Source organism: Streptomyces sp. NPDC056222 (assembly GCF_042264065.1).
In the GTDB taxonomy this organism is placed as follows: Bacteria; Actinomycetota; Actinomycetes; order Streptomycetales; family Streptomycetaceae; genus Streptomyces.
The window spans coordinates 89,057-113,831 of sequence record NZ_JBHJTL010000004.1 but is presented as its reverse complement, the minus strand read 5'-3'; the positions used below and the strand labels follow the sequence as shown (position 1 = coordinate 113,831).

The 24,775-nt window shown below is 67.9% G+C and carries 24 protein-coding genes and 2 pseudogenes; 12 read left to right on the top strand and 14 right to left on the bottom strand.

The features are described from left to right. Positions 1-233 precede the first annotated feature (233 nt). Together ACFC0D_RS03645 and ACFC0D_RS03640 are read left to right on the top strand one after the other, a co-directional pair. Positions 234-1,199, top strand: coding sequence for a TerC family protein (locus tag ACFC0D_RS03645; RefSeq protein WP_376430818.1), 966 nt, complete (start codon positions 234-236; stop codon positions 1,197-1,199). Between the two features lie 858 nt (positions 1,200-2,057). Next, the gene (locus ACFC0D_RS03640) at positions 2,058-3,230 is read left to right on the top strand and encodes an ALF repeat-containing protein (RefSeq protein ID WP_376430817.1); all 1,173 of its coding nucleotides are present in this window, start codon (positions 2,058-2,060) and stop codon (positions 3,228-3,230) included. A 75-nt stretch (positions 3,231-3,305) separates the two neighbouring features. On the opposite strand, the pseudogene ACFC0D_RS03635 reads toward ACFC0D_RS03640, so the two are convergent. Then, a pseudogene (locus tag ACFC0D_RS03635) lies at positions 3,306-3,459 on the bottom strand (VWA domain-containing protein); the annotation flags it as partial. 229 nt (positions 3,460-3,688) lie between these two features. Between ACFC0D_RS03635 and ACFC0D_RS03630 the strand changes: the two are divergent. From ACFC0D_RS03630 to ACFC0D_RS03620, 3 genes are all read left to right on the top strand, one after another. Next, positions 3,689-4,270 (top strand): GNAT family N-acetyltransferase, encoded by a 582-nt coding sequence (locus ACFC0D_RS03630; RefSeq protein WP_376430816.1) that lies wholly within the window; start codon positions 3,689-3,691, stop codon positions 4,268-4,270. A gap of 336 nt (positions 4,271-4,606) precedes the next feature. Next, positions 4,607-5,071, top strand: a complete 465-nt coding sequence (locus tag ACFC0D_RS03625; RefSeq protein ID WP_376430876.1) for a carboxymuconolactone decarboxylase family protein — start codon at positions 4,607-4,609, stop codon at positions 5,069-5,071. Positions 5,072-5,343: 272 nt separating this feature from the next. Then, positions 5,344-5,907: a dihydrofolate reductase family protein gene (locus ACFC0D_RS03620; protein ID WP_376430815.1), complete on the top strand. Its 564-nt coding sequence runs from the start codon at positions 5,344-5,346 to the stop codon at positions 5,905-5,907. A gap of 160 nt (positions 5,908-6,067) precedes the next feature. Here the strand turns inward: ACFC0D_RS03620 and ACFC0D_RS03615 are convergent, their stop codons facing one another. Then, a complete protein-coding gene (locus tag ACFC0D_RS03615; RefSeq protein ID WP_376430814.1) occupies positions 6,068-6,412 on the bottom strand; it encodes a hypothetical protein in 345 nt (114 codons plus the stop codon). 179 nt (positions 6,413-6,591) lie between these two features. Here ACFC0D_RS03615 and ACFC0D_RS03610 point away from each other — a divergent pair, with 179 nt between their 5' ends. Further along, on the top strand, positions 6,592-6,732 hold the full coding sequence (locus tag ACFC0D_RS03610; protein WP_376430813.1) for a hypothetical protein: 141 nt from the start codon (positions 6,592-6,594) through the stop codon (positions 6,730-6,732). A gap of 43 nt (positions 6,733-6,775) precedes the next feature. Here ACFC0D_RS03610 and ACFC0D_RS03605 read toward each other — a convergent pair whose 3' ends face one another. The 3 genes from ACFC0D_RS03605 to ACFC0D_RS03595 all read right to left on the bottom strand — a co-directional run bounded on the left by ACFC0D_RS03605 (position 6,776) and on the right by ACFC0D_RS03595 (position 9,380). Continuing rightward, entirely contained in the window at positions 6,776-7,270 is a 495-nt protein-coding gene (locus ACFC0D_RS03605) for a hypothetical protein (protein ID WP_376430812.1), read from the bottom strand. Positions 7,271-7,608: 338 nt separating this feature from the next. Continuing rightward, on the bottom strand, positions 7,609-8,208 hold the full coding sequence (locus ACFC0D_RS03600; protein ID WP_376430811.1) for a hypothetical protein: 600 nt from the start codon (positions 8,206-8,208) through the stop codon (positions 7,609-7,611). 59 nt (positions 8,209-8,267) lie between these two features. Then, positions 8,268-9,380 carry a hypothetical protein gene (locus tag ACFC0D_RS03595; protein ID WP_376430810.1) on the bottom strand — a complete coding sequence of 371 codons (1,113 nt, stop codon included), beginning with the start codon at positions 9,378-9,380 and terminating at the stop codon, positions 8,268-8,270. A 648-nt stretch (positions 9,381-10,028) separates the two neighbouring features. Here ACFC0D_RS03595 and ACFC0D_RS03590 point away from each other — a divergent pair. From ACFC0D_RS03590 to ACFC0D_RS03575, 4 genes are all read left to right on the top strand, one after another. Continuing rightward, entirely contained in the window at positions 10,029-10,541 is a 513-nt protein-coding gene (locus tag ACFC0D_RS03590) for a hypothetical protein (protein WP_376430809.1), read from the top strand. A 199-nt stretch (positions 10,542-10,740) separates the two neighbouring features. After that, complete coding sequence (locus ACFC0D_RS03585) at positions 10,741-12,015, top strand: hypothetical protein (protein WP_376430808.1); 1,275 nt, start codon at positions 10,741-10,743, stop codon at positions 12,013-12,015. Positions 12,016-12,605: 590 nt separating this feature from the next. Then, positions 12,606-13,340: a dienelactone hydrolase family protein gene (locus ACFC0D_RS03580; RefSeq protein ID WP_376430807.1), complete on the top strand. Its 735-nt coding sequence runs from the start codon at positions 12,606-12,608 to the stop codon at positions 13,338-13,340. A 357-nt stretch (positions 13,341-13,697) separates the two neighbouring features. Further along, the gene (locus ACFC0D_RS03575) at positions 13,698-14,156 is read left to right on the top strand and encodes a hypothetical protein (protein WP_376430806.1); all 459 of its coding nucleotides are present in this window, start codon (positions 13,698-13,700) and stop codon (positions 14,154-14,156) included. Positions 14,157-14,372: 216 nt separating this feature from the next. Here the strand turns inward: ACFC0D_RS03575 and ACFC0D_RS03570 are convergent, their stop codons facing one another. From ACFC0D_RS03570 to ACFC0D_RS03545, 6 genes and pseudogenes are all read right to left on the bottom strand, one after another. Beyond that, positions 14,373-14,699: a hypothetical protein gene (locus ACFC0D_RS03570; RefSeq protein WP_376430884.1), complete on the bottom strand. Its 327-nt coding sequence runs from the start codon at positions 14,697-14,699 to the stop codon at positions 14,373-14,375. Between the two features lie 483 nt (positions 14,700-15,182). Then, positions 15,183-15,374 (bottom strand): annotated as a pseudogene (locus tag ACFC0D_RS03565) (transposase); the annotation flags it as partial. A gap of 93 nt (positions 15,375-15,467) precedes the next feature. Next, the gene (locus ACFC0D_RS03560) at positions 15,468-16,697 is read right to left on the bottom strand and encodes a hypothetical protein (RefSeq protein ID WP_376430805.1); all 1,230 of its coding nucleotides are present in this window, start codon (positions 16,695-16,697) and stop codon (positions 15,468-15,470) included. Positions 16,698-17,510: 813 nt separating this feature from the next. Further along, positions 17,511-18,074, bottom strand: a complete 564-nt coding sequence (locus ACFC0D_RS03555) for a hypothetical protein (protein WP_376430804.1) — start codon at positions 18,072-18,074, stop codon at positions 17,511-17,513. 176 nt (positions 18,075-18,250) lie between these two features. Then, positions 18,251-18,373, bottom strand: coding sequence for a hypothetical protein (locus tag ACFC0D_RS03550; RefSeq protein WP_376430803.1), 123 nt, complete (start codon positions 18,371-18,373; stop codon positions 18,251-18,253). A gap of 242 nt (positions 18,374-18,615) precedes the next feature. Further along, positions 18,616-18,852, bottom strand: a complete 237-nt coding sequence (locus tag ACFC0D_RS03545) for a tetratricopeptide repeat protein (protein ID WP_376430802.1) — start codon at positions 18,850-18,852, stop codon at positions 18,616-18,618. A 97-nt stretch (positions 18,853-18,949) separates the two neighbouring features. Between ACFC0D_RS03545 and ACFC0D_RS03540 the strand changes: the two genes are divergently transcribed. Continuing rightward, positions 18,950-19,126: a hypothetical protein gene (locus ACFC0D_RS03540; RefSeq protein WP_376430801.1), complete on the top strand. Its 177-nt coding sequence runs from the start codon at positions 18,950-18,952 to the stop codon at positions 19,124-19,126. Positions 19,127-19,444: 318 nt separating this feature from the next. Here the strand turns inward: ACFC0D_RS03540 and ACFC0D_RS03535 are convergent, their stop codons facing one another. Both ACFC0D_RS03535 and ACFC0D_RS03530 read right to left on the bottom strand, forming a co-directional pair. Then, positions 19,445-20,107, bottom strand: coding sequence for a response regulator transcription factor (locus tag ACFC0D_RS03535; RefSeq protein ID WP_030832911.1), 663 nt, complete (start codon positions 20,105-20,107; stop codon positions 19,445-19,447). Next, a complete protein-coding gene (locus ACFC0D_RS03530; RefSeq protein WP_376430800.1) occupies positions 20,082-21,254 on the bottom strand; it encodes a sensor histidine kinase in 1,173 nt (390 codons plus the stop codon). Before ACFC0D_RS03530 ends, ACFC0D_RS03535 begins: the two co-directional genes overlap by 26 nt. 175 nt (positions 21,255-21,429) lie before the next feature. On the opposite strand from ACFC0D_RS03530, the gene ACFC0D_RS03525 reads away from it, so the two are divergent. Further along, the gene (locus ACFC0D_RS03525; RefSeq protein ID WP_376430799.1) at positions 21,430-23,700 is read left to right on the top strand and encodes an MMPL family transporter; all 2,271 of its coding nucleotides are present in this window, start codon (positions 21,430-21,432) and stop codon (positions 23,698-23,700) included. 67 nt (positions 23,701-23,767) lie between these two features. Here the strand turns inward: ACFC0D_RS03525 and ACFC0D_RS03520 are convergent, their stop codons facing one another. Next, positions 23,768-24,772, bottom strand: coding sequence for an IS5 family transposase (locus ACFC0D_RS03520; RefSeq protein ID WP_376430798.1), 1,005 nt, complete (start codon positions 24,770-24,772; stop codon positions 23,768-23,770). Between the last annotated feature and the right edge of the window lie 3 nt (positions 24,773-24,775).

The following is a 24,775-nucleotide window of genomic DNA, read 5'->3' as shown; positions in this document are numbered from 1 at the left end:
CCCACACTGCTCGTCCACGGTCACCCCGCGCTGTCGGCGGAGGGATCCTCCGCTGGCAGTGAGCCTCACGGACCACGTTGTGACGAGGGGGGCACCGTCAGCTGCGGCCGCAGCGGACGGTGCTGCACGACGGCAGGACCGGGACCGTACCCGCCGGAGGACAACTCCGCGCGGGTCCCCCAGACTCATATGTAAGGGAAGCTGCCCCACCTGCCGTCCCGCGGGGGCCCGCCGTGCACGATGTGCCCTACTGGCTGTGGATCGCCTTCGCCGCCACCGTCCTGCTGTCGCTGGCGGTCGATCTCCTTGCCCACAGAGAGGCCCACGTCATCGGTTTCCGCGAGGCTGCCGCGTGGAGCGGAGTGTGGATCAGCCTGGCCCTCGTCTTCGGTGGTGTCGTCTTTACCGTCGTGGGCACGCAGGCCGGGGTCGAGTACACCACGGCGTGGTTGCTGGAGAAGAGCCTGTCGGTCGACAACCTCTTCGTCTTCGCCCTGATCTTCGGCTACTTCAAGGTCCCGCGGGCATACCAGCACCGCGTGCTCTTCCTCGGCGTGCTCGGCGCCCTGGTGTTCCGTGGCCTGTTCCTTGCCGCCGGCGTCGCCGTCGTCAGCCGGTTCACGGCCGTCCTGTACGTCTTCGCCGCCATCCTCTTCTACAGCACGTACAAGATCCTGAAGGAGGAGGACGACAGTTTCGACCCGGGTCGGAGCATCGCAGTCCGGCTGCTCCGGAAGATCATGCCTGTCCGGGACGACTACGTCGGGACCAAGTTCTTCGTCAAGGAGGCGGGGAAGTGGGTCGCGACACCGCTGCTCGCCGTGGTGGCCGCGATCGAGGCGGCCGACCTGGTCTTCGCTGTGGACAGTGTGCCCGCCGTGCTCGCGGTCAGCAGCGACGCCTTCATCGTCTACAGCAGCAACGCGTTCGCCATCCTCGGGCTGCGGGCGCTGTACTTCATGCTGGCCGGCATGTTGGACCGCTTCCACTACCTCGGTCAGGGGCTGGCCCTGATCCTTGCCTTCATCGGCGTGAAACTGGCCCTGCAGGCCTCCCACAAGCTCATCAGCCCCGCGATCCCGGAGATCCCCTCGCCGGTGAGCCTTGCTGTGATCGTTGTCGTCCTTGCCGCGTCCGTAGCCTTGAGCCTGCTGCGGCCACCGCCGACAGACAGTGATGACGCGGCGCACAGCAAGTAACGATTGCCTAATATCTCTTCAAAGCAGGGCAAAATGGACGTAAAGTCAGTGCATGTACGAAGAAGAGCACCATGCGGCAACCCGCCCCGGGCATCTCTGCCCGTCCTGCAAGGAGCCGCTGCCGGCGACAGTCCATCGGCACAAGACGATGGGCATCTACGTCCCGCAGTACGCTGACACCCGCTGCGAGAACCCCTCCTGCCCCGAAGTCGCACAAGCGGAGAAGCGGTCGCCGGAGGCCGAGCCGAGTCCGCGGCCCGAAGGGCAAGCTCCCCCCTGAGGTGCTGCCTGCCGCATGCGGCGATCACTGGCGATCTTCCGTGGGGTGTCTTTCGCGGAGAAGTGTCAGCCCCGCTGCTGAGCGAGATCGATGCCCCTCGCCGCGTGGAAGGCCAAGTGCAGAACGTGAAGAGTGGCACCGTGTCTGGGCGAAAGGGCGGCACTACCTGCGTATGGGAACCGAGTTGCCGCCTCAGTCAGGGTCCTTCGTGTGCGGAGTCTTCGACACCGCCTTCTGTGCCGGGTTGTCCCGCCCGAACAGGCGCCGGTGGTGGGGGATCGGCAAGACGTAATGGGGGCGTAGAGCGCGGTCCAGGCCATGTAGCGGCCAGGCAGGCCGAAACCGGCTCGGACGCCGAGGAGTCATCCGAGCGGAATGAGCATCAGGTAGTCGCCAGGACACCACCCGCACCGGGTACGTGCCGATCGCGCCCTCGTGCAGAGGGTGGCGAGATGGCCACATGCGAAACGAATACAGCTGGCCACTACAACCTTCTGTGGGAGTGGTGAGTCCTTGCAGCGCAAAGACCATTCCCTCTGGGGGTATTTTCTGTGAAGTTGTCCCGGATCGCCGCGGCTGTGACCACTGCTGCTCTGGCTCCGGCCGTCCTCCTCGCGTCGCCGGCGTTCGCCGACGGAACCGAGGCCGCCGCATCCACCAACCCGCCGGCTCCGACCGCACCCGACCGCGAGGCCGCGGACGCGTCCGGCGAGGATGAGGCGGAGCAGGACCGCAAGACCATCCTCGCGATCATCGCCGACCCGATGGCAAGCGGGTACATGAAGGAAGCCGGCCACAAGGCCATCGCCGACGGCCCCGCGGCCATGCGCGCGTTCATCGAGACCGACCAGCACCGCATCCGTCTCGACGACTACCGGATCGCCATCGTCAGGCTCCTGAACCATGCAGGCCCCGGCCTGAAGGAAGGAATCAAGGGCCTCCTCCGGGCCGACGGGCTGACCCTTGCAGACCTCCGGAAGTTCTACGAGGTCACCCAGCACGAGCTCCGCGACGACGACAACAAGGTCGAGATCGCCCGCCTGACCAACACCGCCGGTCCCGCAGTGAAGGAAGCCGCGAAGAAGGCCCTCCTGGGTACTCCGGCGGACCGCTCCGCGTTTCTGGAGAAGGGCCGTCACGTTGCGCAGGCCGAGGACGACCTGGTCGAGCTCGCCCGGATCGATGAGAGCTGGGACGGTCCCATCCTCAGCGAGGAGATCCGCAAGCTCCTGAACGGCTCCCCGACCCCTGCCGAGCTGCGCCACTTCCTGGAGGTGACGCAGCACGACCTGCGGGACCAGGACAACCGCGTCGCGATCGCCCAGATCATCAGCGAGGGTGGCCCCGAGCTGGTCAAGGCCGGCCGCGCCGCTCTGGCGGGCACCCCCGCCGACCGCGCCGCGTTCCTGCTCACCGGACAGCACGAAGCCCGGGAGAAGGACAAGAAGGCCCAGCAGGAGAACGACGGGAACGACGGTACGAACGACGGCAAGAGCGACGGCGGTCAGGGCGCGGACGGCTCTGGCACCGGCGCCGGAACCGGCGCCGGGAACGACACCGGCACGGGCACCGGAACCACCCCCGGCACCGGCAACACCGCCGTGACCCCGCAGGGCGGCAGCGGCTCTTCGCTGGCCTCCACCGGTGCGGGCGACACGGCCCTGATCGCGGGAGGCGCTGGCACCGCACTCGTTGCCGGCGTGGGCCTCCTGCTTGCCGCGAGGATGCGCCGCCAGGGCTCCGGCTCCTGACCGGTCCCGGCCCCGCCGTAGAAGGGGCCGGCCGCGTCACGTACGTGGCCGGCCCCGCTGCACCTCCCCGCGGCGTCAGACCACGAGCAGCAGCCGCCTCGGCGGCGCCGGCTTCCGATTCAGGCTGGTGCTCTGCACGAAGGCCGTGCAGTCGTCGTTGCGGTCCGGCTTGAGGCTGGACCCGGACCTGCTCGTTCGGCAGGCCGAGCAGGGCGCGGGCCTCCGGCCCGTGCGTACCCGGTCCAACTGGGCTGGGCCAAGGAGGGCCGGGTGGTGCCGCCCTGACCTGGTGTCTGGTCGACCCGGTCCGCACCTCCTGCGTGCGGTGTCCCACCGACATACCCAGCGCCGGACGGAGCGTCGTACGCCGGCTCAGGGCTCGGCGGTTCCCTTGCGGGAACGCCATGTTGTCGATGTACGGGATCGAAGCCAGGCTCGGCTCTTGGCATGATGCTGGGATGGATTCGATACCTCCTGTGGTCCCAGCCGGCAGCATGGGTCGCGCCGAACAGCCCGACTTCTGCCTCGCCAGCGGCTTCCATCTGCGTCCTTGGCGGCAGGAGGACGCCGAGGTGCTCGTCCGCTCCTGCCACGACGTGGACATCCAGCAGTGGAACAGGCCTGGATACCTTGCGCTGGACGAGGCTCGCGAGAAGATCGCGCGGTGGGGCCAACGCTGGAGGAACGAAGCAGCTGCGATCTGGGCGATAGCGCCTTCCGTCAGGGCCGAGCCTGTGGGTCTGATCGGACTCGCGGATATCGACCTCGGTGGAGGCAGCGGTGAAATCTTGTACTGGCTCCTGCCTGAGGGGCGTGGCCATGGTGCCGTGGTCGACGCTACCGTCCGCATCAGCCGGTGGGCCCTGGACGATCTGGGGCTGCACCGACTCCGGATCACTCACTCGGTGGCGAACCCGGCCTCCTGCCGAGTGGCTGTGAAGGCGGGATTTCCCCTTGAGGGGACCATGCGGAGTGCCCTTCTTCATGCAGATGGATGGCACGACGAACACCTGCATGCCCGCATCCAAGGCGATCATTGACCGGGAAATGGCGGACCGCAGGCAGGTTGCGGATTCTTGAGCTGTCCGCCCCTCAAGGGTGGTGATCGGTGAGTCAGGGACTTGTGGTGGCCATGTCGTTCAGGGCCCTGATGTGGTTCTTGAGGCGGTAGCTGGGGCTGTTGACGGCGGTAGCCAGAAGCTCTTCACAGGTCGTGCGGGCGAGGGCGTGGTTGCTGCGTGGTCCGGAGCTCGCGGGAAAGTTTTCTCCGGGGAGCTGTCACATCTTTGTGCTGGGGTCCGTCAGTGGTGTGAAGACGGCAACCAGGCCGCTATGAAGGAGACACAGTCGTGACGGACAAGACCTCGATCTCGCGGATGCCCAACCCCGGTGAGTTCGTTCCCGAGCTGAGTGATGTCAGTGCCGCTCTGTTCCGGGCGACGGGTAACCAGTCGGTGCCGCGTACCACGGTGAACCTGGTGCACCTGCGTGCCGGGCAGATCGTCCACAACACGTATCTGACCATTCTGAACACCGGTTTCCTGCGTAAGGCGGGGGAGTCGGAGGAGCGCATCACTGCTGTTTCCTCCTGGCAGGACGCTCCGTACTTCACCGATGCGGAGCGCGCCGCGCTCGCTCTGGTGGAGGCCACGCTCCAGCCCGCTCCGCATGGCCGGGAGAGGGTTTCGGACGAGTTGTATGCCGAGGTGGCGAAGCACTACGACGAGAAGGCGCTGGCCACCTTGACGATCGCGATCGGCCAGATCAACTTCTTCATCGCCCTGGCCGTCATCGGTAAGCCGCAGCCGGTCACCTCCCTCGCAGCCCAGCAGTGGGACTGACCTGACCCATCCGCCGACGACAGGCCCGCCGACGACGGGTCAGGTCACGCGATCTGGAGCTCAGAGGGCGTTCCCGCACCCGGTCGTGGACACACTCAAGCGCGGCGCACTCTCCAGGAAGCGCAGACGATCTTGCAGAGATTCTGGCCAGTGAGGCTTCTCAACGAAATTGATCTCGTGAGGTGACTCGGCTCAGGGATCCCGCGAGCCGCGACGAGTCCTGCGGCGTCCGGCGGTCATACTGTCGAACCCGTCCCCGAGGAGGACTTCTGATGCGCAGCGTGACCTATTCGATGAGCGTCTCACTCGACGGTTACATCATGGGGCCGGACGGCGACTTCGACTGGGGAACCCCTGACGAGGAGATCTTTCGCTTCTGGATCGACGACATTCGACAGGTCGACGTCCATCTGTTGGGACGACGGCTGTACGAGACGATGCTGTACTGGGAGACCGCCGACCAGGATCCAACGCTCGACGACTCGCAGCGCGAGTGGACCGACCTCTGGAAGCCGCTACCAAAGGTGGTGTTCTCCACCACGCTGTCGGCGGTGCAGGGCAATGCCCGCCTGACCTCCGGCGGCCTGGCGGAGGAGATCGAACGGCTGCGAGCCGAGCCGGGGGAGGGAGAGATCGCGATCGGCGGCGCGACTCTCGCTGCCGAGGCGGCCGCGTCGGGCCTGATCGACGAGTACCGGATCATGGTCTATCCGGTGCTGGTCGGCGGCGGCACCCCGTTCTTCCCCCAGCACGAGCGCCGGGTGGGTCTCGAACTTGTCGAGACACGCACCTTCAGCTCAAGGGTCGTCTACCTCCGCTACCGCGTGGCGCGTTGACCGGCGCGGGGCCAGCACCACCACCTGCCGCAACGCCCATTGCTGACCGGCAGGAACGGCCGTAACCGCTCCCACTCCGCATCAGCCAGATCACCGCGGCCCGTGACAAGCGGAACGATCCTGAGACACGCCAGTCGCAAGATCACACGAACCCTGATCCTCAGTCCGTGATGAAGGGCGCGTATCCGACCGGGACGTCGCTGACCTTAAGGTCCGAGGAGAGCAAGGTCAGATCGTGCGCGTTGGTCTCAATGTGAACCTCGTGGAAGTCGATCCCGACGGCCTTTGACCAGCGGCGGGTGACCTCCGACGTCGGACGAAGCTCGGCTCCGTACATCTCATGACACTTCACACCCCAGACGTAACCGCCGAGGTCGGGGTCAGCGGTTTCGTTGTCGAGGAGACGGTCGTCCAAGGAAACCCGCCAGGTCTCCGCGGGCAGGAACGTCTCGCATAGGGCTTCGACGCAGTACCGGAAGAGATACCGCAGATAGGTCGGCGCCACGCCGCTGCGGTGGCCTGGAAGGTCCAAGCCCGAAGGTCCGAGCCCGACGGGCCAAGCCCCGCGAGATCGCCGGCGTTGAGTGAACCGGACGGCGAGGCAGGTCATCCACCGGATACCGCAGACGAGTTGCAGCTAGGCAGTTTCCTTCGGATCATCTGATCGTTGGTTGATGTGTGTCGTTGACCGACACCCAGTGGATCGAGCCGTTGCTGCCGGACCGGAAGCAGTGGCGCGGCCTGGCCACCCGCTACGACAAGACCGGCACCACCTACCTCCCCGGACTCCACCTCTCCGCCATCTTCATCTGGTCAGCGAGATGATCCGAAAGAGGCGCCCGGGCGATGCGCGGTCGCAGCGACCTGCTCAGTCGTCGAACCACACGACGAGGCGCACGTTGTCGTCACCGTGTTGTGCTGCAAGTGTCTCCATGGCTTTCCAGACGGGTTGCCACTCGCCGGTTTCGGTGACGGCGTTTCTACGGCGGATGGTGACCGATCTGTAGAGCGTGTCCCCGACGAGCCACTCACTTCCTTCGGGCCACTCCCGGTCTTCGCCTCTTTCGAGACCGACAGCCTCGGCGAATGCAGGACTCCAGGAGCACTTGCCTGTCATCCTGAGCCCGTTCGGAGTCTGGTGGTACTCGTGAAGCCGCTTGTCAGGCTTCTCCGCAGGCTCGTCCCAGTCGACCGCCTTCACTTCGGCCCACGTGATCCACGTGGTGCCGTGAAGAGCGTCCTCACCGCACCACTCGATCAGCTGCGCGAACCGCGCACTCGCGGCAGCCGAGGCGTCAGCGGGCAGACCTCGGCATGCAGCCAAGGGCCGGAAGTTGGCGTAGTTGCGGACCCCGAAGAGCAACCGAACGCATCGTAGTTGCGGGTGTCATTGAGGGAGCCGAGGCGGTGCGCGGCGTACCAGGTTGCCTCCCGACCGTCCTGTGACGCTCGATACTCGAGAAAGCCGCTCATGTCTGTACCCATGCCTGACATTCTCCCGATCGCGTCAACTGGTTTTGCCTGCCACGGATCGATGACGTGCGCATACGTGAGCTGCATGGTCAGGAGGACCTGTGCTGAGGATCGGCGCCCTGCATCCAGAAGGGCCAAGCCGGCCTGTGCATGAACCACAGCTCTGACCCTGGTTCGGTGCACACGATCGCGACCGGAGCCGACGGCATGTGATCCGAACGAAACGTCCTAGAGGCAGGGAAGGGCCTCGTCATCGCGCGCCTCGCGGCGCTGTTCGAGCCAGAAGAGGTAGCCGCGCAGGTAGATCTCCAGCCCGTCATCGATGTAGGTAACGAAATCCCGATGCCCCTGAGCTGCATCGTGGTAGTGGCCGAGGTAGCGCTGATCGGCGTTGAAGTCCCAGTCGGGGTGGACGTCTGCACCCCAGTCGGCGGCTATGGCGACAGCCCATTCCCGAACGCGGGCTCGCTCCCGCCACCAGTCGCGGACAGCTTCCACCGTCCAGTGGTCGTCACCGTCCCAGTTGTAACCTCGGTACAACTCCATCCGGCAACCGTGGATCAGGGCCGCGGTCTCGCGCTCATTGACTGGCTGGCGGTAGATGAACTCGGAGCCGAAACCGCCGCCCAGATCATCGTCATAGGCGATGTGTTCTGGAGCGTCCAGACGCCCAGTAGCCATGCTGTCGGTGTCTCCGGCGTAGAAGGGGCCCGGAACGTTGCGCCAGTTCCGTTGTTCCCACGCGCCCGTGAAGAGTTGCTCCGCACACTCCCCGAGGTTCTCAATCACCCGTCGAGCCGTGGGCAGCGGGTTCCAGTAGCCGATCAAGGTCCTATCTTGCCCCTCTGCGATGAACGTGCTGGGGTCACCCACCTTGACGACAGGCCCTAGCGGCCCATCCCGTAGACCTTCTGTGTCGGGGCAGGACGGGTCCGGGATAGCTTTGCGGCCGTGCCGCGGGCCGTTTCGAAGGCCATGACCGGGTTTCCGTCCTTGCGCCAGGGTTGGGCGCCGCACCACGGTCCGATCAGGCGGAACTGCTCCAGGGCGGGCGAGTACATCATCGACCGGAGCATGTAGTGGGCCAGTAGGTGACGCAGGGCCGGCAGGCGCTCGTCGTCGGGCGCGACTCGGTCGAACGAGGCGGCGATCTGCTTCAGCAGGTTCCACGTCATGGGCGTGACGGGCAGCGCGGCGGCGGCGGGCCGGTCGGTGAGCTCGTTCAGTGCGTGCAGGTAGATACCGGCGAGCGGGCTGCCGGGCGGGGCCTTGCGGACGGCCTGGCGAGCGAACCGCATCATCCGCCGGTCGCTGCCGAACCACTTGGCGCACCAGTACTGGAGGGCCTGCCAGTGCCCCTCGTAATGGTGGGGTGCGCGGGCGATGAGTTCTTCCCAGAGCGGCTTGAACTGTGCGCGGCCGTACTGAGCTCCGCGCGCTGCCGTGACCATCACGACCCACGGGCCCGGGTTCGCAGGGTCGAGCAGCGCGGCCTGCCGCGCCTCCTCGATCGCGGCCGGGAGCATGGCACGGAAGCGGTTCATGTCAGAGGTCATGACCTCGTGGGCGAACCCGCTGCCCCGGATCTCCCAGGCGCGGTGAACCATGATGATCGCGTGGAGGGTGGCCGCGTCGCAGTTCCCGGGTTCGGCGACGCGCCAGGCGTCGAGCCAGGCGTCATCCTCCTGGGCGACCTGCTGCAGGATCTCCAGCCGGGCCCAGCGCTCGTCCCAGTCCTCGCCCGCCGCCTGGACGTACCGCTCGGCGGACTTCCAGTTTCCTTCCCATGCGGCATTGGCCACGGCCTGCCGCTCCTCCGTCCGGTGCGCCGGTGGGGGCGGTCCGGCGCGCCGCGAGTCGAGCCCCTCACGGGGCGGAAGGCCGTACGCGGACGCCACGAAGTGCTCTCCGACCCAGCGGACGACACGACGGGGGGTGATGAGGAGGCGGTAGAGCACGACGAGGAACACGCCGAGTGCGGCGGTGAAGAAGATTGTCACGGCGGGAAATCATTCCCGAACCAATCACTCTCCGCAATAGTCCAGGCCAACGATAAGGCGAGGTCAGAGCCGGGGTCAGGGGTCACACTCCTTGGTCGGTTCGGGGACTCGTAACTGTCAGCAAGCGAACCGGGGCAGGGGCGCGGGACCGGGCACGGACGCGACCGCGCGCCGGACTGTTGAACTTCCTTGATCCCGGCCGCGGTTGACGACGGACCTGGCCTCCCCGAGGAGTGGCTCAGCTGGACCGAACCCCCCGGCTTGGAAGGTCTGGCCGTCAAAGGCCTCGGACAGCAGCAGTTCCTGCCGGGCGTTCGTGGCTGGTGTGCGGCTGCACCGACGACGAGTATTTGACTCGGCGGCTGCGACGCAGCCTTGCCCTGGCCTCGTGCTTTGCCAGTAGCCCTTCTCCAACGGCCACGACGCCCTGCGGGGGCGATCCGATCGTGTTTGGGGCCGGCCGGCGTTCAGTGGTTCCGGGGGTCCGGACACGCTTCTTCATCGCGGACGCGATGACCAACTGGAGCTGCTCGATTTCCAACGCCTCGTACTGGCGTTGCCGCTTGGATACTTTGCGGGTCTGGCGTCTCTGCGCCGGCGAAACGTCGCCTCCAAGTGGTTAGTGGCGAACGGGCCTACGGTGGCGGCATGGATTCTGCGATGATGTTCGGTGAAGACCTATTCCCCACTGATCAGCCCTGGGACGTGGTGTTTGACTCCTTGTGGGTGTCACACAGCGAGTTCTGGCTGGTCGCCGCAGGTGGGCATGGCGCTGACATCGTGAGCGCCGTTCCTGACGGTGATTCGGTGAGAGGCAGCGAGGACGCGGTCGGCGTTCCCACGCTCACTTCTGCAGCGCATATCGGCGTCGTGCTGTCGGTCTGGGAAGGCCCGGCGCCCGACGGTGCAGGCGCGCTGCTGGGAACTTCGCGAATTGAAGCGCCTGACAGAGAGGTCACTCTCGTCAATGTGGAGGGAAGGGAGCCCGGGCCTGTGTTGGTGCTGTCAGACGGCGGCGAGCACGAGGTGAGGGTCTGGCGGCGCTCCGAGGGCCCGGAGCGGTACGACATTCGAATATGGCCGTGCGCCACCCGCTTGAAGCGAGGCACGGGTGAAGGTTCGGCCTCACGAGCCAGTCGGTGGAACGGCGCGAGCAGCTGAGGGAGATCGATCCTTCCTTGGTCCCGGCCTGGCCGGTGGTACGAGCCGTATCCGCCCCGGGGCGCGGGCCCCACACCGTCGCCTGTGACTTGGGAGCCGGGGTCCGGGTCAGGGCGACGACGGCGGCCTGGACGACTGAGGCCCCGGCCGGACGACGCTCCCGAACGTCGTGGTCGGAGGGGTCTGTCACCCTGACGTCATGATCGTGGAGTACGAGGAGATGCTGGCCGGTCTGGACGAGGTGGACTGGGCGGGGCTGAATCACGCCTACGGGTCGGCCGAGGACGTCCCGGGCCGGATACGCGCCGTGTGCGGGGACGACGAGCCGGCCCGGGAGGACGCGTTCCTCGGGCTGTTCAACCACCTGGCTCATCAGGGCACGCGCTGCCAGGCCTCACCGTTCGCGGTGCCGTTCCTCGCCCGGATCGCCCTCGCCGGCCCGGCGCCGGCCCGTGAGCGCGTACTGGAACTTCTCACCCGGCTGGCAGTCAGCTGGGACGATGAGCTCGAGATCCTCGACGGGGCCGATGTCGCTGTTTGGCGCGCGGAGGCCGCAGACCACACCCCGGAGAAGCTGCTGCCCTGGTATGACGAGCAGCTGGCCGTCGAGCACGACGCAGAGCGACGCCGCAATCTGGCCGGAATGCGGGAGTGGATGGCGGCCGGCAACCCGGTCGACGCCCGGGACGCGCAGATGCGTTCGTACGACGCCGTCCTCGCCGAACTTCCTGGCCTGCTCGGCCTCCTCGACGACGTCGACCCTCGGATACGGACCCGGGCGGCCTATCTCCTTGCCTGGTTTCCCGAGGCCGCCGACACGACGCTTCCGCTGCTGCTCGCCCTCGCCGCACGCGAGCCCGCCCCCGTTGCCACGGCCACCGCCCTCGTCGCCGCGGGCATCGTCGGAACGCCCGCGCTTTCAGAGGAGTTCGCCTCCTACCTCGGTGCCGAAGACAGCCTCGTACGGTGGGCGGCAGCCGTCGCGATCGCCCACCTGGCCGGCAGGACCGGTGCGACTCCCGGCGCTGCGCGGCTCGACGGCGCCGTCGCCGAACTCGCCCGGGCCGCCTCGACACCCGCGCCAGTGCCCGCCACCGACTTCGGCCAGGGCGACTTCCACGGCTACACGGCCAAGACCCTGCTCGCCCTGCCCGCTCCTGTCCCGAGCTCCGTCGTGGTCGCCTGCCTCCCGCGTATCGAGCCCCACAACAGGACTTACGTCGCGAGGACGGTCCTGCCCGAGGTGTTCCCCGTCCCGCTGCCCGAGCCCCTGCCCCCGTACGCCGATCTCAGCGGCCCCCAGCAACAACTCCTCCGTACGGTCGCCGACCTGGAAGAAGGCCACTGGAACACTGCAGGCATCGGTGTGCGACTCGCTCCCCACGGGCTCCCCGACACCCACAACGCCCTGCGCGCCTACGTCGGGCTTCCCCCGCTCCCGGCGCGTTGCGGCTGCGATCACGCACGGACCTGACTCGGCCTCCGCGATGCCCCCAGTTCGTGAAAACCACGCCGGTTGCGAGTTCGAGCGCACCGAGGAGGCCTGCTCTCGCCCCTACGGGACTCCGCCAGGCGCCACCGACATGCCCCGACGAGTTGGCCGGCGGCTGGTGAACCCCCAAGAGCCAGGGACGAGCCGCCGTTTGAGGCCATGGGCTAACGGCAAGTCGAGCAGTCTCTTCTCGATCCCTGGCGATCCGGTCTACGGCTCGGATTCGAGCAGATCCTTCGAAGTGTCGTGAGGACCATGCAGGCACGAGATCGCCATCGCTGTCACGGTTGCGCGTCGAACAGGGAAAGTGGCCGAGTGCCGACCGAGATCATTCTCGCGATGAGCACTGTGGACTGGGGATGGCACCGTATCTGTTCCGTGGGCTACGTTGTGTGGCGATGACTACCGGGACGGCATTGCGCCACACACGGATTGGTGACCCGGCGCTCCTCTGAGCGCCGTACGGGCCAGTGCCGGCCCGTTGTTGCATCGAGGATCTGGCGCTGCTGCGCGGGCTCCGCCTCCTGTCGGGTTGACCACAGCTCGACACGTCAAACACGACAGGAGAAATCATGCCCACCAAGATGTTGCACATTCCCACCGCGGACGGCGAGGCCGACGCTTTCGCCGCCGTGCCCGACCGTGGCGACCGGCACCCAGGGGTGCTGATGTACGCGGACGGCTTCGGTATCCGGCCCGTGCTGCGGGAGATGGCCCGCGAGCTGGCTGCGCACGGGTACTACGTGCTCGTCCCCAACCTCTTCTACCGGCACGGCCCGGCACCGGTGATCGAACTTCCCGAGTACATCGGAGAAGAAGTCCGGCACGCGGTCTTCGCCCAGCTGATGCCCTTGATCGAGGCGCACACTCCCGAACGTGTTCTGAGCGACGCCGACGCCTACCTCAGGTTCCTCACCGCCCAGCCCGAGGTCGGCGCCGGACCGGTCGCGGTGACCGGCTACTGCATCGGCGGCCTCCTGGCGATGCGTACCGCCGCGGCCCACCCCGGCCAAGTGGCCGCCGTCGCTGCATTCCATGCTCCCGTGGGCGCAGACGGGCCCGACAGTTTCTCCAAGATCACGGCCCAGGTCCATCTCGGCCATGCCGAAGGCGACTTGACGCCCGAGGTCCTCGGTGAGCTCAACCAAGCCCTGGACGCCGCGGGTGTCGGCTACACCTCCGAGATCTACCCCGGCACCGTCCACGGCTTCACCATGTCCGACACCGACGCCTTCAACCCCGCAGCGCTGCAGCGCCATTGGGACCGTCTGCTGCCCCTCCTCGACCGCACCTTGGCCAACAGCTGAGGCTCCGGCCCGGAAACCAAACCTGGAGTATGGCTCCGGAGTGCTAGCGATGTTTCGAAGCCGGCGTGAGGCGGGTGCAGCCGCCTCACACCGGCTGGAAGGGGCGCACACGGACTTCGCCGCTCACCTACGCCTCATCGACACAGCCACCATCCTCAGTTGGCGCGCCACCGGACTCCTCCTTCTGTCCACCTGCTCGCCGATGGCGTGCAACAGCACGAGGCGAGCGCATGGTCGCAGTCTGAGCCCCCACCCCGACGCGCTCTGCCGGAAACCGGTGTTCAAGCCTGAGCCGGCCGCAGCGCGCACCGGGCCCAGGACCTGTCCGGGCGATCGCGAGGTGACTAGTCTCGCCTCGTGATCGATCACGGTGTTGCTTTGCCCTACTCCCGCCTCCATGTCGTGCCGGCGGTGGTGGCATTGGCGAGCCCTGCATGGCAGCGGGACGTGTGGCTCGACCCGGCTCAGTTCGAGGATCTCGACTACACCGTGCACGTGCTCTTCGATGACTTCTGCGATGCGGACAATCCGCTGCCATGGCTGGGGCAATGTCTTCGCACCGAGGAAGAAGTGGACTTGATGGCGCGTCTAGGTACTGCCTACGGCGCGGTGCAGGACGTGGTCGGCGCCGAGGCCCGAGACGAGGAGTACCTTGCCTCGCCGGGGTGGGTAGCCGTGGTGACGGCGGCAGCTCGGTTGGCCCAGGTGCCGGTGTCGAATGATCACATGGCGCTGAGCAAGCTGCATGACGCCGGCTTCCGCTGGCCGCTCAGCACGGAGTCGCCCGCGCCTGAACCCGAAGAGGTCGCCCGCTGACTCGTGACCGCAGCCAGACGGCAAGAGCCGCGGCGGTTGCGGCGCCGAGAACACATGGCCGCGCGCTTGTCGTAGCGAGTGGCGACGGGACCAGGGACTTCTCTCGCATTCCGATCCGCCCGGCCCGCAACACCCCTCTCACCCCAACTCGCCCAAGACCTCCCTCCAGCCGTCCAGCCCTCCTCGCCCACTCCTCGGGCCTTCACGTCGTGACCACTACACAGTGGCGCTGCGGCGCCGCGACAGACTGGACCGCCTACCCGGAAGCCCGCACATCGCAAGCCCACAACTGATCCCCGTCCGTCCGGTCGCGGCGATGTGGACACGAACGACATGGGGATGCACCGGCCTGGTAGACAACCGGTTGGCCGCTATGCCGTTGTAGACCCTCTCGAAGATCCGCGGCACAGCGGCCACGATGGTCGGACGGATGAGCGGAAGGTTTTGCACGATGCGGTTCACGCGGCCGTCGACGGCCATCACATGGCCGGTGTGGATCTGCCCGGAGATCAGAGCCTTGCCGAAGACGTGCGCCAGGGTCACATGATCAGACGAAGGATGCCCCCACATCCGACGAATGCCCAGGTGAGCGACCTAGTTCGACGGACCGAACGGCGATTCGAGTGGGGCAACACGACCCTCCGCACCCCTACCCTGCGGGCTCAGGCTCGTCCGCAGGTACCGACCCCAGACCTGGGCCTTGCGATAGGGGCCGCCCCCGTCGCTGTCGTACTGCGGCGAGTCAAAGGTGACCCAGTACAGGAGCTCGTCACTGAGCGCCTGTGCATGTTCGTTGGGCACGGGTGCACCCATGGCATCGATCGTTCCGGGAAACTCGACGTGCCAAGGGCCGTCCCTACCCGGGTCCCGAACGACCGTGACCCTGGTACCGGGTGCCAATGCACCCGCCGGCCATGTCTGACTCAAGGGTCGACCGAGGATGTGCTCTAGGGCCTGGCGATCATCGACATCCGCGGGAACAGAGGCGGAAGTGTCTGTCATGCTACCCACCCTGCCCGCACCACTTCAGAAGCGCCAGAAGATAAAGAACCAGCTGCTTAGTTCGTCGAGAACCCCGCGGTAGAGCCGTGCCCAGACACGGGCCCGACTCCATTGCGCGAAGCGCCTGTAGGCAGTGGGGCAGGCGGGGCCGAAAACCGGCGGCAGCTGCCGCCAGGCGCAGCCCGTGGTTGCCACGAAGATCTTCGCGAGCAGTGCCTCCCGATCAACGGCATGGCCACGCTCTCAGGATCGTGTGCTCATTCGAGTCGGCATCATCCGACAGATGGGGTGCTCAGTGCGGGCTGTTGCTCATGGGGTACTGAAGTCCTTCTTGTTCGGGTACGTCACGTGAGTGCAGCCGCGCCGCTTCGTGATGTCGTCAACGTACGCACGGAACAGGGCCGACAGAGTCTGCGGGCCGAGCACGTTGTCATAGGTGTAGCTGGAGCTGAGGGTGTGCAGGGCGGGTTTGCCGCCGCAGATGGAGGAGGCCCACCACGCGCCGCTTTCGTGTCCGGCCGTTCCCGCTGTGATGATCTTGTCCTCCCCGCCGAAGGCTTCGTATCCCACCGTGTGCGCCTCCGCGTCGAAGTAGGAGGCGGTGCGCAGCCACCACGGCGAGTGAGTGAGCGCACTGCGTGCGGAATCGTGTTCGTCTTCGGGCAAGCCGTCGTCGATACGGCCCACCTGGTCGGGGCTGACCGCCAGAAGGCAGCTTTCGGTGGGGGATGCGTCCAGGGCAGGTGTCGCGAGGGCACGGTCGGGCAGCCGGCCTTGCCCTTGCTTTTGGACGTGTCGGGCAAACCAGCGGCATGAACCGTCCGTCGCCTGCGCGGGGCGGAGGTCTGACGGTACGGACGGCAACTGTTGGTCAGGCAGGGCGGGCAGCCGGCTCTGGCAGCCGATCCGGTCGGTGAGCGCCTCGGTGGCCGAGCGGGCGATGTGGGCGAGGCGCTCACGGTCCGCTGCGGAGACGTCGTCGTAGTCGGCGCTGGCCGTGACGTTCAGCAGCTTCGGGGCCGTCGCGCGGCTGCCGGGGCCGCACTCGGCGCGGATGGTGGTGTACCAGTCTCCGTACCGGCCCAGGGTCCCATCACCAATGGGTCGTGGTTCGGGGCGTCGGTCGGCGACAGCGGTGACATCGGATTTCTGACTGCCGAGACTGTCGCGAAACGGCTCAAGAGCGTTGTCGTCACCGATCCAGTGCAACGGCTTGGAAGGGTTGCTGACCCGCACCCTCAATGTGAACAGGCCCGTGGTCTTGCCGGGACCAGGCACCTTGTAGACGGTGCAGGAACCGGGCAGCTCGTCCACATCGAGCCTGAACTCGTCATCGTCGCTGCCTTTTGCCCGGACCATCCCGTCCTGCAGGTCCATCACCGCGGCCCCGGACACAAGCCGATCGCACGCCGCGCTGATGTCGCGCTCACTGGAAGCGCGGTCCCGGATGTCGTCGAACGTCAACCAGCCCGCGTACAGACTCAGCCCGATCCCGCCATACGCCGTCCACTGCCACAGCCTGATCCACCCAGCGCGCATCGCGCACTCCCCTCGGAACCCGTCCGGCGCGATCATTGCCGCCCGGGGCACCGAGCGTAGTTGCCGCGTCTCAGCCAAGCAGAGTCAGGGTGCCGACCCGCAATGCCGCGACGTGCACGGAATGACTTGCGGCACGTCATGTCCGGGGCTGGGTTGACTGAGCGCGTCAACACGCCACGGGTACCCCGTCACCTGCCGGAACGCCCGTGCCCCAACTGCTCACTGACGCCAACTCGCGTGTACAAGTGCCAACCGGGCCGCACAGCCGCAAGTGGTGTGACGGAGCGCTCTAGGGCACGTCCGGCCGATCATGCTCGGGAGACCGACCACACCCGTGATCGGCCCACTCGACGAGCAGGTCGGCAAGGCTGGCCAGAGGCGTGGTCATGGGCCAGGGGAGGTGTTCTTCGCGTCCCTTCCAGGTCAGGTGCACGACGGCCCAGGGGAAGGGCCGGTCGGTCACGGCGAAAAGGACATCGTCACAGCCCTCACATCGCGCAGCCGCCACGAGCTGTGCACCATGCAGCAGATGCCCTGGAGGAAGCTCGCGACGCAGCTCCGCCTCCAAGCTCTGCATGCCGGTGTCAGGTACCCACCAGGGTGGGGGAGCTGTGATGGGTCGCTTGGTGTGCGAGGCATGGGGGCATCCTGGCAGAGCGAAACGGCAGGGCGCTGGATCGCCCGGACACTTCCTGGAGCGCTCACTCACACCGCCATCGCTCGTGTGACCGAGCCCTGTAGATGACCACCTCGGCCAACGATGCGTTCACCGCCCGCCGCTGTGGGATCCGGCTCGGTTCTTGGAGTGGTGCCTCATCGGCCCGAGCCAGGTGCGGCGAGGCTTGCCACGGCGCGGAACCGCTCCCGCCCCGCCTCCACGCTTGCCTCCCACAGCACCCCGACATCGCCGGATACCGACAGAAGCTGGAGCCGTTCTTCCTCGCTTCTGAAAGCAGCGCCTTCCACGTTCTGATCCAGCATCCCCATCGCGGTGAGAGCCGCGTGACCACAAGACAGCGCGTCGTCCGCGCTGCCAGAGCCGTTGGCCAGCAAGGCGTGGCGCAGGACAAGAGCGGCGAAGAAGGCGTACGTGTCAGAAACATCGGAGATCCCCTCTTCGCTCGGCCGAAGCTCGGGGAACTGCTCAAGCACACGAACGAGATCGGAGGCGTCGGCGAGCGGGCGGTCGGCGGACCAGAGGTTGCGTACGGTCTCCACGTACAGATCCAGGTCGGCTTCGCGGCCTACTACGCCGGCCCGCAAGCCCACGAACAGCGGCGCCATCCGCTCGACGCAGGCTGCCACGTACAGACGGATCGTCTCGCCTCCCGCGCAGCGCAGAGTCTCCGCGACGGCGTCCTCCACCAGATGTCTCACAGCGTTCCCTCCCTCTCAACCACCCCTCGAAAGACATCTTCGCAGGCCGCAAGTGTCCGGCGACGCTGACGATGTGTACGAACGCGACAGTCTGGTTGTCGACGGGGCGAGGCAGAACGACCCCGGTGGTTGTCAGGCCCGCCGGGGTCGTCGTGAACGCCGTGTCGTCTGCGCCGTCACTCGGTCGCGCGTGTCTCGGTGATGGAGATGCGAGTGGAGGACTCGTCGACGATGCCCTTCTCCTCAGCGAAGACGGCGATGAGGGACTGCGAGGCGATGTTGTTGACCGAGCGGGGCACGCTGGGGCTGGTGCGATGGATCAGGCGTCCGACCGGGGCCCAGGCACCGTGGCTGCGAGGAAGCGCAAGGACGTCGGCTGGTTCAGTCCTCGTCCGGCACCGCGACCGCTCCGTCCCGGGCCGTGCATACGGTCGAAGATCGGGTTGGCGACGGAGATGTCCCGCTCCATGATGTCGGCCTCCTCAGTGCGGCCTTCCGCTCGGAGGGTGCGGATTACGTCGTGGGCGACAGCGGCCTCGTTTCATTCGTACGAACCGGACCTGTAGACCTCGAGCGCGGCGTCGAAGTCGGCATGGGCTTCGGGGTATCGGCCCAGTTCGCGGTAGGCCACGCCGCGCAGGTGACGTGCCATGGCGCCCGCGTAGGCATCGCCGGCTGCGGCGCAGGCATCCACGGCGTGCGTGAGTGGTGCCTCGGCCCCTTGGGCACGCCCGGCACGCAGGTGCAGCCAGCCGACGTCCCGTTGGGTGTGTGCCACCCACATCCCGGGCGACACTCCGGAGGAGATCCGCCAGGCACTCCTGTCCGAACACGGACCCGCCCGGCTCCGCCTGATTGGTCCCGAGGCAAGCCCTGTGGCCGTACTGCGTGCTCTTCGTGAGATGTATGGCTTGACACTCATGCAAGCAAAGGCTCTGGCAGATGAGTTGAAGATGGCCGGGCTGGTGGGAACGCTGGTCGAGATGGAACTCACCGCCGCCCAGCTCCGGCAGCGCTCAGTCGGTGCGGCGGTCGAGGCATCGGCCTTCTGACTTTCGCGAGCGGGACCGTCAGGTGCCCGATCAAGGCGACGTTTAGGCGAACGCTGCCTGATAGGGCACTAGGGCGCGTATCGAGTCGTGATCATCGGATCGTCCTGGTGAGGTCTTTGATCCAGATCATCGAGGCGTGCAGGTGGAGACTGGCGAGGTAGCTGTCGGGAGTCTTGTCGTATCGGGTGTCTCACCGTCCCAGTTCCGGCCTCCTGGTACGTCACGCTCTGGGGCGGGTGAGGCACGTGGAGCCGACGTGAGCCGACCGATGCACTGATGTCCGGGCGGGGACTCATGGGACATGGTCCGGCACCCGGATCAGGTTCCGGGGAGGATACGGCGCGTTTCGTAGGCCCACATCGCGATCTCGACCCGGTTGCGGGCGCCGAGTTTGGCCATCAGGCTGGCCAGATGCGTCTTCACCGTGCTGAGGCTGATGTGCAGTGCATCGGCGATCTCGGTGTTGGTCAGCCCGCGCGCGACGGCGAGGAGCACCTGCTCCTCGCGGGCGGTGACGGGGGAGACCGGCTGGGCCACGGGCCGGCCGGCGGGCAGGTCCGCGAATGCCTGGAGCAGACGGACAGTGACGCTGGGCGCGATGAGCGCCTCACCGCCGGACGCCGATCGTACGGCCTGGGCCAGAAGGTCCGGTCCCGTGTCCTTGAGGAGGAATCCGCGGGCGCCGGCACGCAGCGCGCCGTAGACGTACTCGTCGAGGTCGAAAGTGGTGATGACGACCACGGCCAGCGGGTCGGCGACGCCCGGGCCGGCGACCAGCCGGGTGGCCTCGAGCCCGTCGAGTACGGGCATGCGGATGTCGAACAGGCAGACGTCGGGGCGCAGTTCGCGGGCCAGACGTACCGCTTCCCGCCCGTCGGCGGCCTCGCCGACCACCTCGATGCCGGGCTGGGCGTTCAGCATGATCCGCAACCCGGTGCGGATGATCGTCTGGTCGTCAGCGACGAGGACGCGAATGGACACCGCTCTCGCTCCTCGCTCTCGGCAGTTCGGCTTCGACATGCCAGCCCCGGTCGGTACCCGGGCCGACTCGTAGTGTGCCGCCGAGCAGGGCCGCGCGCTCGCGCAGTCCGGTAAGTCCGTATCCGTCGCGACCCCGGCCGGTGCGCCGGCCGTTGTCGCGCACGCTCACCCGTACTGTGTGGCGTTCCGCGGCGACCCGAACGACGAGCTCGGTCGCGTCGACCGCATGGCGCAGCGCGTTGGTCACCGACTCCTGCACGATCCGGTAGACGGCCGCGTCCACGGCCGGGGGCAGCGCGTCCAGTTCGCCGTCGAGCCCCAGGTCGACCCTGAGGCGACCACCCGGGGTGCGCACCAGGCGCTCCAGATCCGCGACTCCGGCAGGGGGCGCCAGCTCGGCGCCGACCCCGCGGTCGCGCAGCGCGGCGACCATGGCGCGCATTTCCTCCAGCGTGCGCGCCCCTTCCTCCTCGACCCCCTCCAGCGCCTCGACGGCGGCGGACGGGTCGGTGCCCGCGAGCACCCGGCCCGCCTGGGCGATGATCACCATGGCCGACACATGGTGGGCCACCGTGTCGTGCAGTTCCCTGGCGAGCTGTTCGCGCTCGCGGGAGCGCACCTGGTCCAACTGCCGCTCGCGAGCGGTCATCCGGAACCGCATGGCAGCCCCGACCACGCCGGGCAGCAGCAGGAAGACGAAGCCCACGGCGTTCTCGGCGACCGAGCTCTCGTCCGTGACGGAACACAGCCCGCTGGCCGCGAGGATCACCACGCCGCCCAGCACGATCTCGCGTCCCGATCCCCACCGGGGCAGCGCGTACACCAGCACGAGCACGACCGTGCCGGTGTACAGGCCGACGGGCTCGCGCGGAGCGGTGACGAGCGAGGCCACCTGAAGCAGGACCACCGAGCCGAACGCCAGCGTCACCATCGCCAGCGGGCGGGTCCGGCGCCACAGGGGCAGCAGGCACAGCCAGACGGCGAACACCACCGCCACCGGCCGCCACACGACGTTCTCGCGCAGGGTGGCCTCCAGCACCACACAGGCAAGGCCCGCGGCGAGCAGCGCCCAGTCCCGCCGCACCCGGGCGGGCGCGTCGGGCGGCCGGGGTTCGGTCCACAGGGTTCGCAGGTCGTCTCGCAGCACGCTCCTCAGCTTAGGGACCGCGCCGTGCCGCGCATCGGCCGAAAGGACGGGTCGTCACTCCGTCCGGGGGCCGAGGGATCGGCGGCCTGCGAGCCGATGCCGCGGAGCGCCGTGGCGACGAACCTCGGCATCGGCGGCCGTACAAGGACGGCCGACGAGGTGGTTGGAGGACCCGATGCTCTCGAAAGCCCTGTTGCGCCTGGGCGCAGGCGCCGCCCGCCATCCCTGGCGGGTGATCGCGGCATGGCTGGTCGCCGCCACGCTCGCCGTCCTCGCCGCCGTCGCCTTCGGCGGGCGGAATGCGGATTCGATGACCGCTCCGGGACTGGACTCCCAGCGGGCCGCGGAACTGATCGAGCGGGCCGGCACCGGGCAGGAGGGGATGACCGCCCAAGTGGTCGTCACCCCCCTCGACGGCGCTGCGACGTTCTTCGACCACGACAGCGCGCGCACCGCTCTCACACGGCTGCAGACCGAGGTGAAGCGGCTGCCGCACGTGCTCGGCACGAGCGACCCGGCGGGGGCGCTCGACGCGGGCAGGGACACTGCCGTGCGCAGCGGCCTCGTCTCGGCCGACGGGCGGATCGCGGTCGTCCGGGTGCAGTACCCCGACCAGAGCCGGCTGTCGGCCGAAGACCTCGACGCCCTCGTCGATCTCGGCGACCGGCTGCGCGCCGATCTGCCGCTGCGCATCGAGATGGGCGGGAGCCTCTTCTACGCCTTCTCCGACCCCGACGGCGGCGCGAGCGAGGTGATCGGCCTCCTCGCCGCGGCCGCGATCCTGTTCCTGGCGTTCGGTTCGCTCGTCGCTGCCGCGCTGCCGATCGGCATGGCGGTCTTCGGACTGACCGTCGGGGTCGCCACGATGACGGTACTGGCGGGGGTGACGGACGTCCCCACCTTCGCACCGGTCCTGGGCAGCATGGTCGGGCTCGGAGTGGGCATCGACTACGCGCTGTTCGTGCTCGCCAGGCACCGGGAGTACCTCGCGCGCGGGCTCGATCCGCAGGCGGCGGCCGGACGAGCGGTGGCCACGGCGGGGAGGCCCGTGGTCTTCGCCGGCGGCACCGTCGTCGTGTCGATCCTCGGCCTGGCGGTCGCGAACGTGCCGTTCATGACGGTGGGCGGGGTTGCCGTGTCGATCGTCGTCCTGACGATGGTGCTCGCGTCGGTGACGCTGCTGCCGGCTTTCCTCGGCGCGGCGGGCCCGCGATTGGGCCGGGCCGGCCGGATCGGCCGGGCTCTGCAGACCAGGAAGCTGGGCCGACTCGCACGACGGCGGGACACGGCGGCGGGCGCCGTCCCCGCCGTCGGGTGGCGTCGCTGGATCGGGCACGTCGGCCGGCACCCGGTGTCGTACGCGGTCGGCGCGGCGGCGCTGCTGCTGACGGCGACACTGCCCGTGCTCGGCCTGCGCGTCGGCCTGCCCGACGACGGCTCCCTGCCGCAGAGCCGTACCGAGCGCCGGGCCTACGACCTCGTCGCCGAGGGGTTCGGCCCGGGCACCAACGGTCCCCTCGTCATCGCCGCGGACCCCGCCGGTGATCCGGGAGTGGTGGACCGACTCGTCGCGACGGTCGCGGCGGATCCGGGCATCGCGTCCGTCGCGCCGACGCACATCGACCGGGCCACCGGCATCGCGACCCTCGTGGTGTTCCCGACCAGCAGCCCTCAGGACAAGGCCACGACCGACACCATCGCCCGGCTGCGCACCGAGGTGCTGCCCGCGGCGATCGGACAAGGCCCGGCCAGGGCGCACGTAGGCGGCGCCGCCGCGAGCCTGTCCGACGTGGGCCGACGCACCAGCGAACGCCTCCCGGCCTTCGTCGCCGCCGTGCTGGCGCTCTCGTTCCTGCTCCTGATGCTGGTCTTCCGCTCGGTCGTCGTACCGCTCAAGGCGGTGCTGCTGAACCTGCTGAGCATCGGCGCGGCCTACGGCATCATGGTCGCGGTCTTCCAGTGGGGCTGGGGCGGTGCGCTCATCGGGCTGGAAGCGACGGTTCCGATCGTGTCGTTCATCCCGATGTTCCTCTTCGCCATCCTGTTCGGCCTGTCGATGGACTACGAGGTGTTCCTCCTCTCCCGCGTACGCGAGGAGTACCTGCGCACCGGCGACAACGGCACGGCGATCGTCGAGGGCGTCTCGGGCACCGCCCGGATCATCACCTCGGCCGCCCTCATCATGGTGGCGGTCTTCCTGTCCTTCGCCGTCGCCGATGACCCCTCCACCAAAATGTTCGGCCTCGGCCTGGCCACCGCGATCTTCATCGACGCCACGGTCGTACGCATGGTGCTGGTACCGGCGACCATGACACTCCTCGGCCGGACCAACTGGTGGCTGCCGAAGTGGCTGGACCGGATGCTTCCCCGCGGCCCGGTCGGCACCGACGACACCGACGCGGAATCCACGGGTGAGGCCCCGCGTCCACGGCTGGTTGACCGTTGACTCAACTCCTGCCCGCCCTTGGCGTCCGGCACCTCAGCGCGTCACCTAGGGGCATATCGAGTCGTGATCATCGGGTGGTCCTGGTGAGGTCCTTGATCCAGATCATCGAGGCGAGCCGGTGGCGACCGGCGAGGTAGCTGTCGGGAGTCTTGTCGTATCGGGTGGCGATGCCTCGCCGTGCTTTGAGCTTGTTGATCAGGCGTTCGACGGTGTTCCGCTCCTTGTAGAGATCGGCGTCGTGGTTGACGGGTCGGCCGCCTCTGGAGCCTTTCTTCTTCCGGTTGGCGGCCTGGTCCTTCTTCTCCGGGATGACCGCCTTGATACGGCGTTTGCGCAGGTGGGCGCGGTTTCCGCGGGACGAGTACGCGTTGTCCCCGGCGACCGCGTCCGGCGGGACGCGGGGTCGGCCGACGGGCCCGCGTACCCGTACCTTCTTCAGGACGGGGATGAACTGCGGGCTGTCCGCTGCCTGGCCTGTGGCCAGGATGAACGCCAGCGGGTGGCACTTGCGGTCGGCGGCGAGGTGGACCTTGCTGGTCTGCCCGCCTTTGGAACGTCCGAGGAGGGCGGCCTTCAGCCGGAGTTTCCGCCGACGCCGGATGCGTCGTCGTTCTTCCAGCGCGGGATCACTTTCGGTCTCGGCCCGTTTTGCTCTTCGAGGCCGCCCCCTTTGACCTGGCCTTCTTCTCCTCGGCCGCGGCTTTCTCCAGGGGGTGACGACGTCCTCGTCGAGGTGCATCCCGGCCGCGGCCTCGTGGTGGGCTCGGGCGGTGGTGGAGTCGATGCTGACCAGGGACAGGTCCACCTCACCCCGCTTCGCGGCTTCCGTGATCAGGCCCTCCAGCAGGGCCTCGAAGACGCCGGCGTCACGCCACTGCCGGAAGCGGTTGTGAACGGTCGACCAGGCGCCGAACTCCGTCGGCATCTCCCGCCACTGCCCGCCCGTCTTGAACCGCCAGATCACGCCCTCGTACTGCTGCCGCAGTCGCTCGGGGTACGGGCCGTACTCGCCGATCGGCAGGTACGGCTCGATGAACTCCCAATCCAGATCGGTCAGTTGCACTCGCGTCACGTA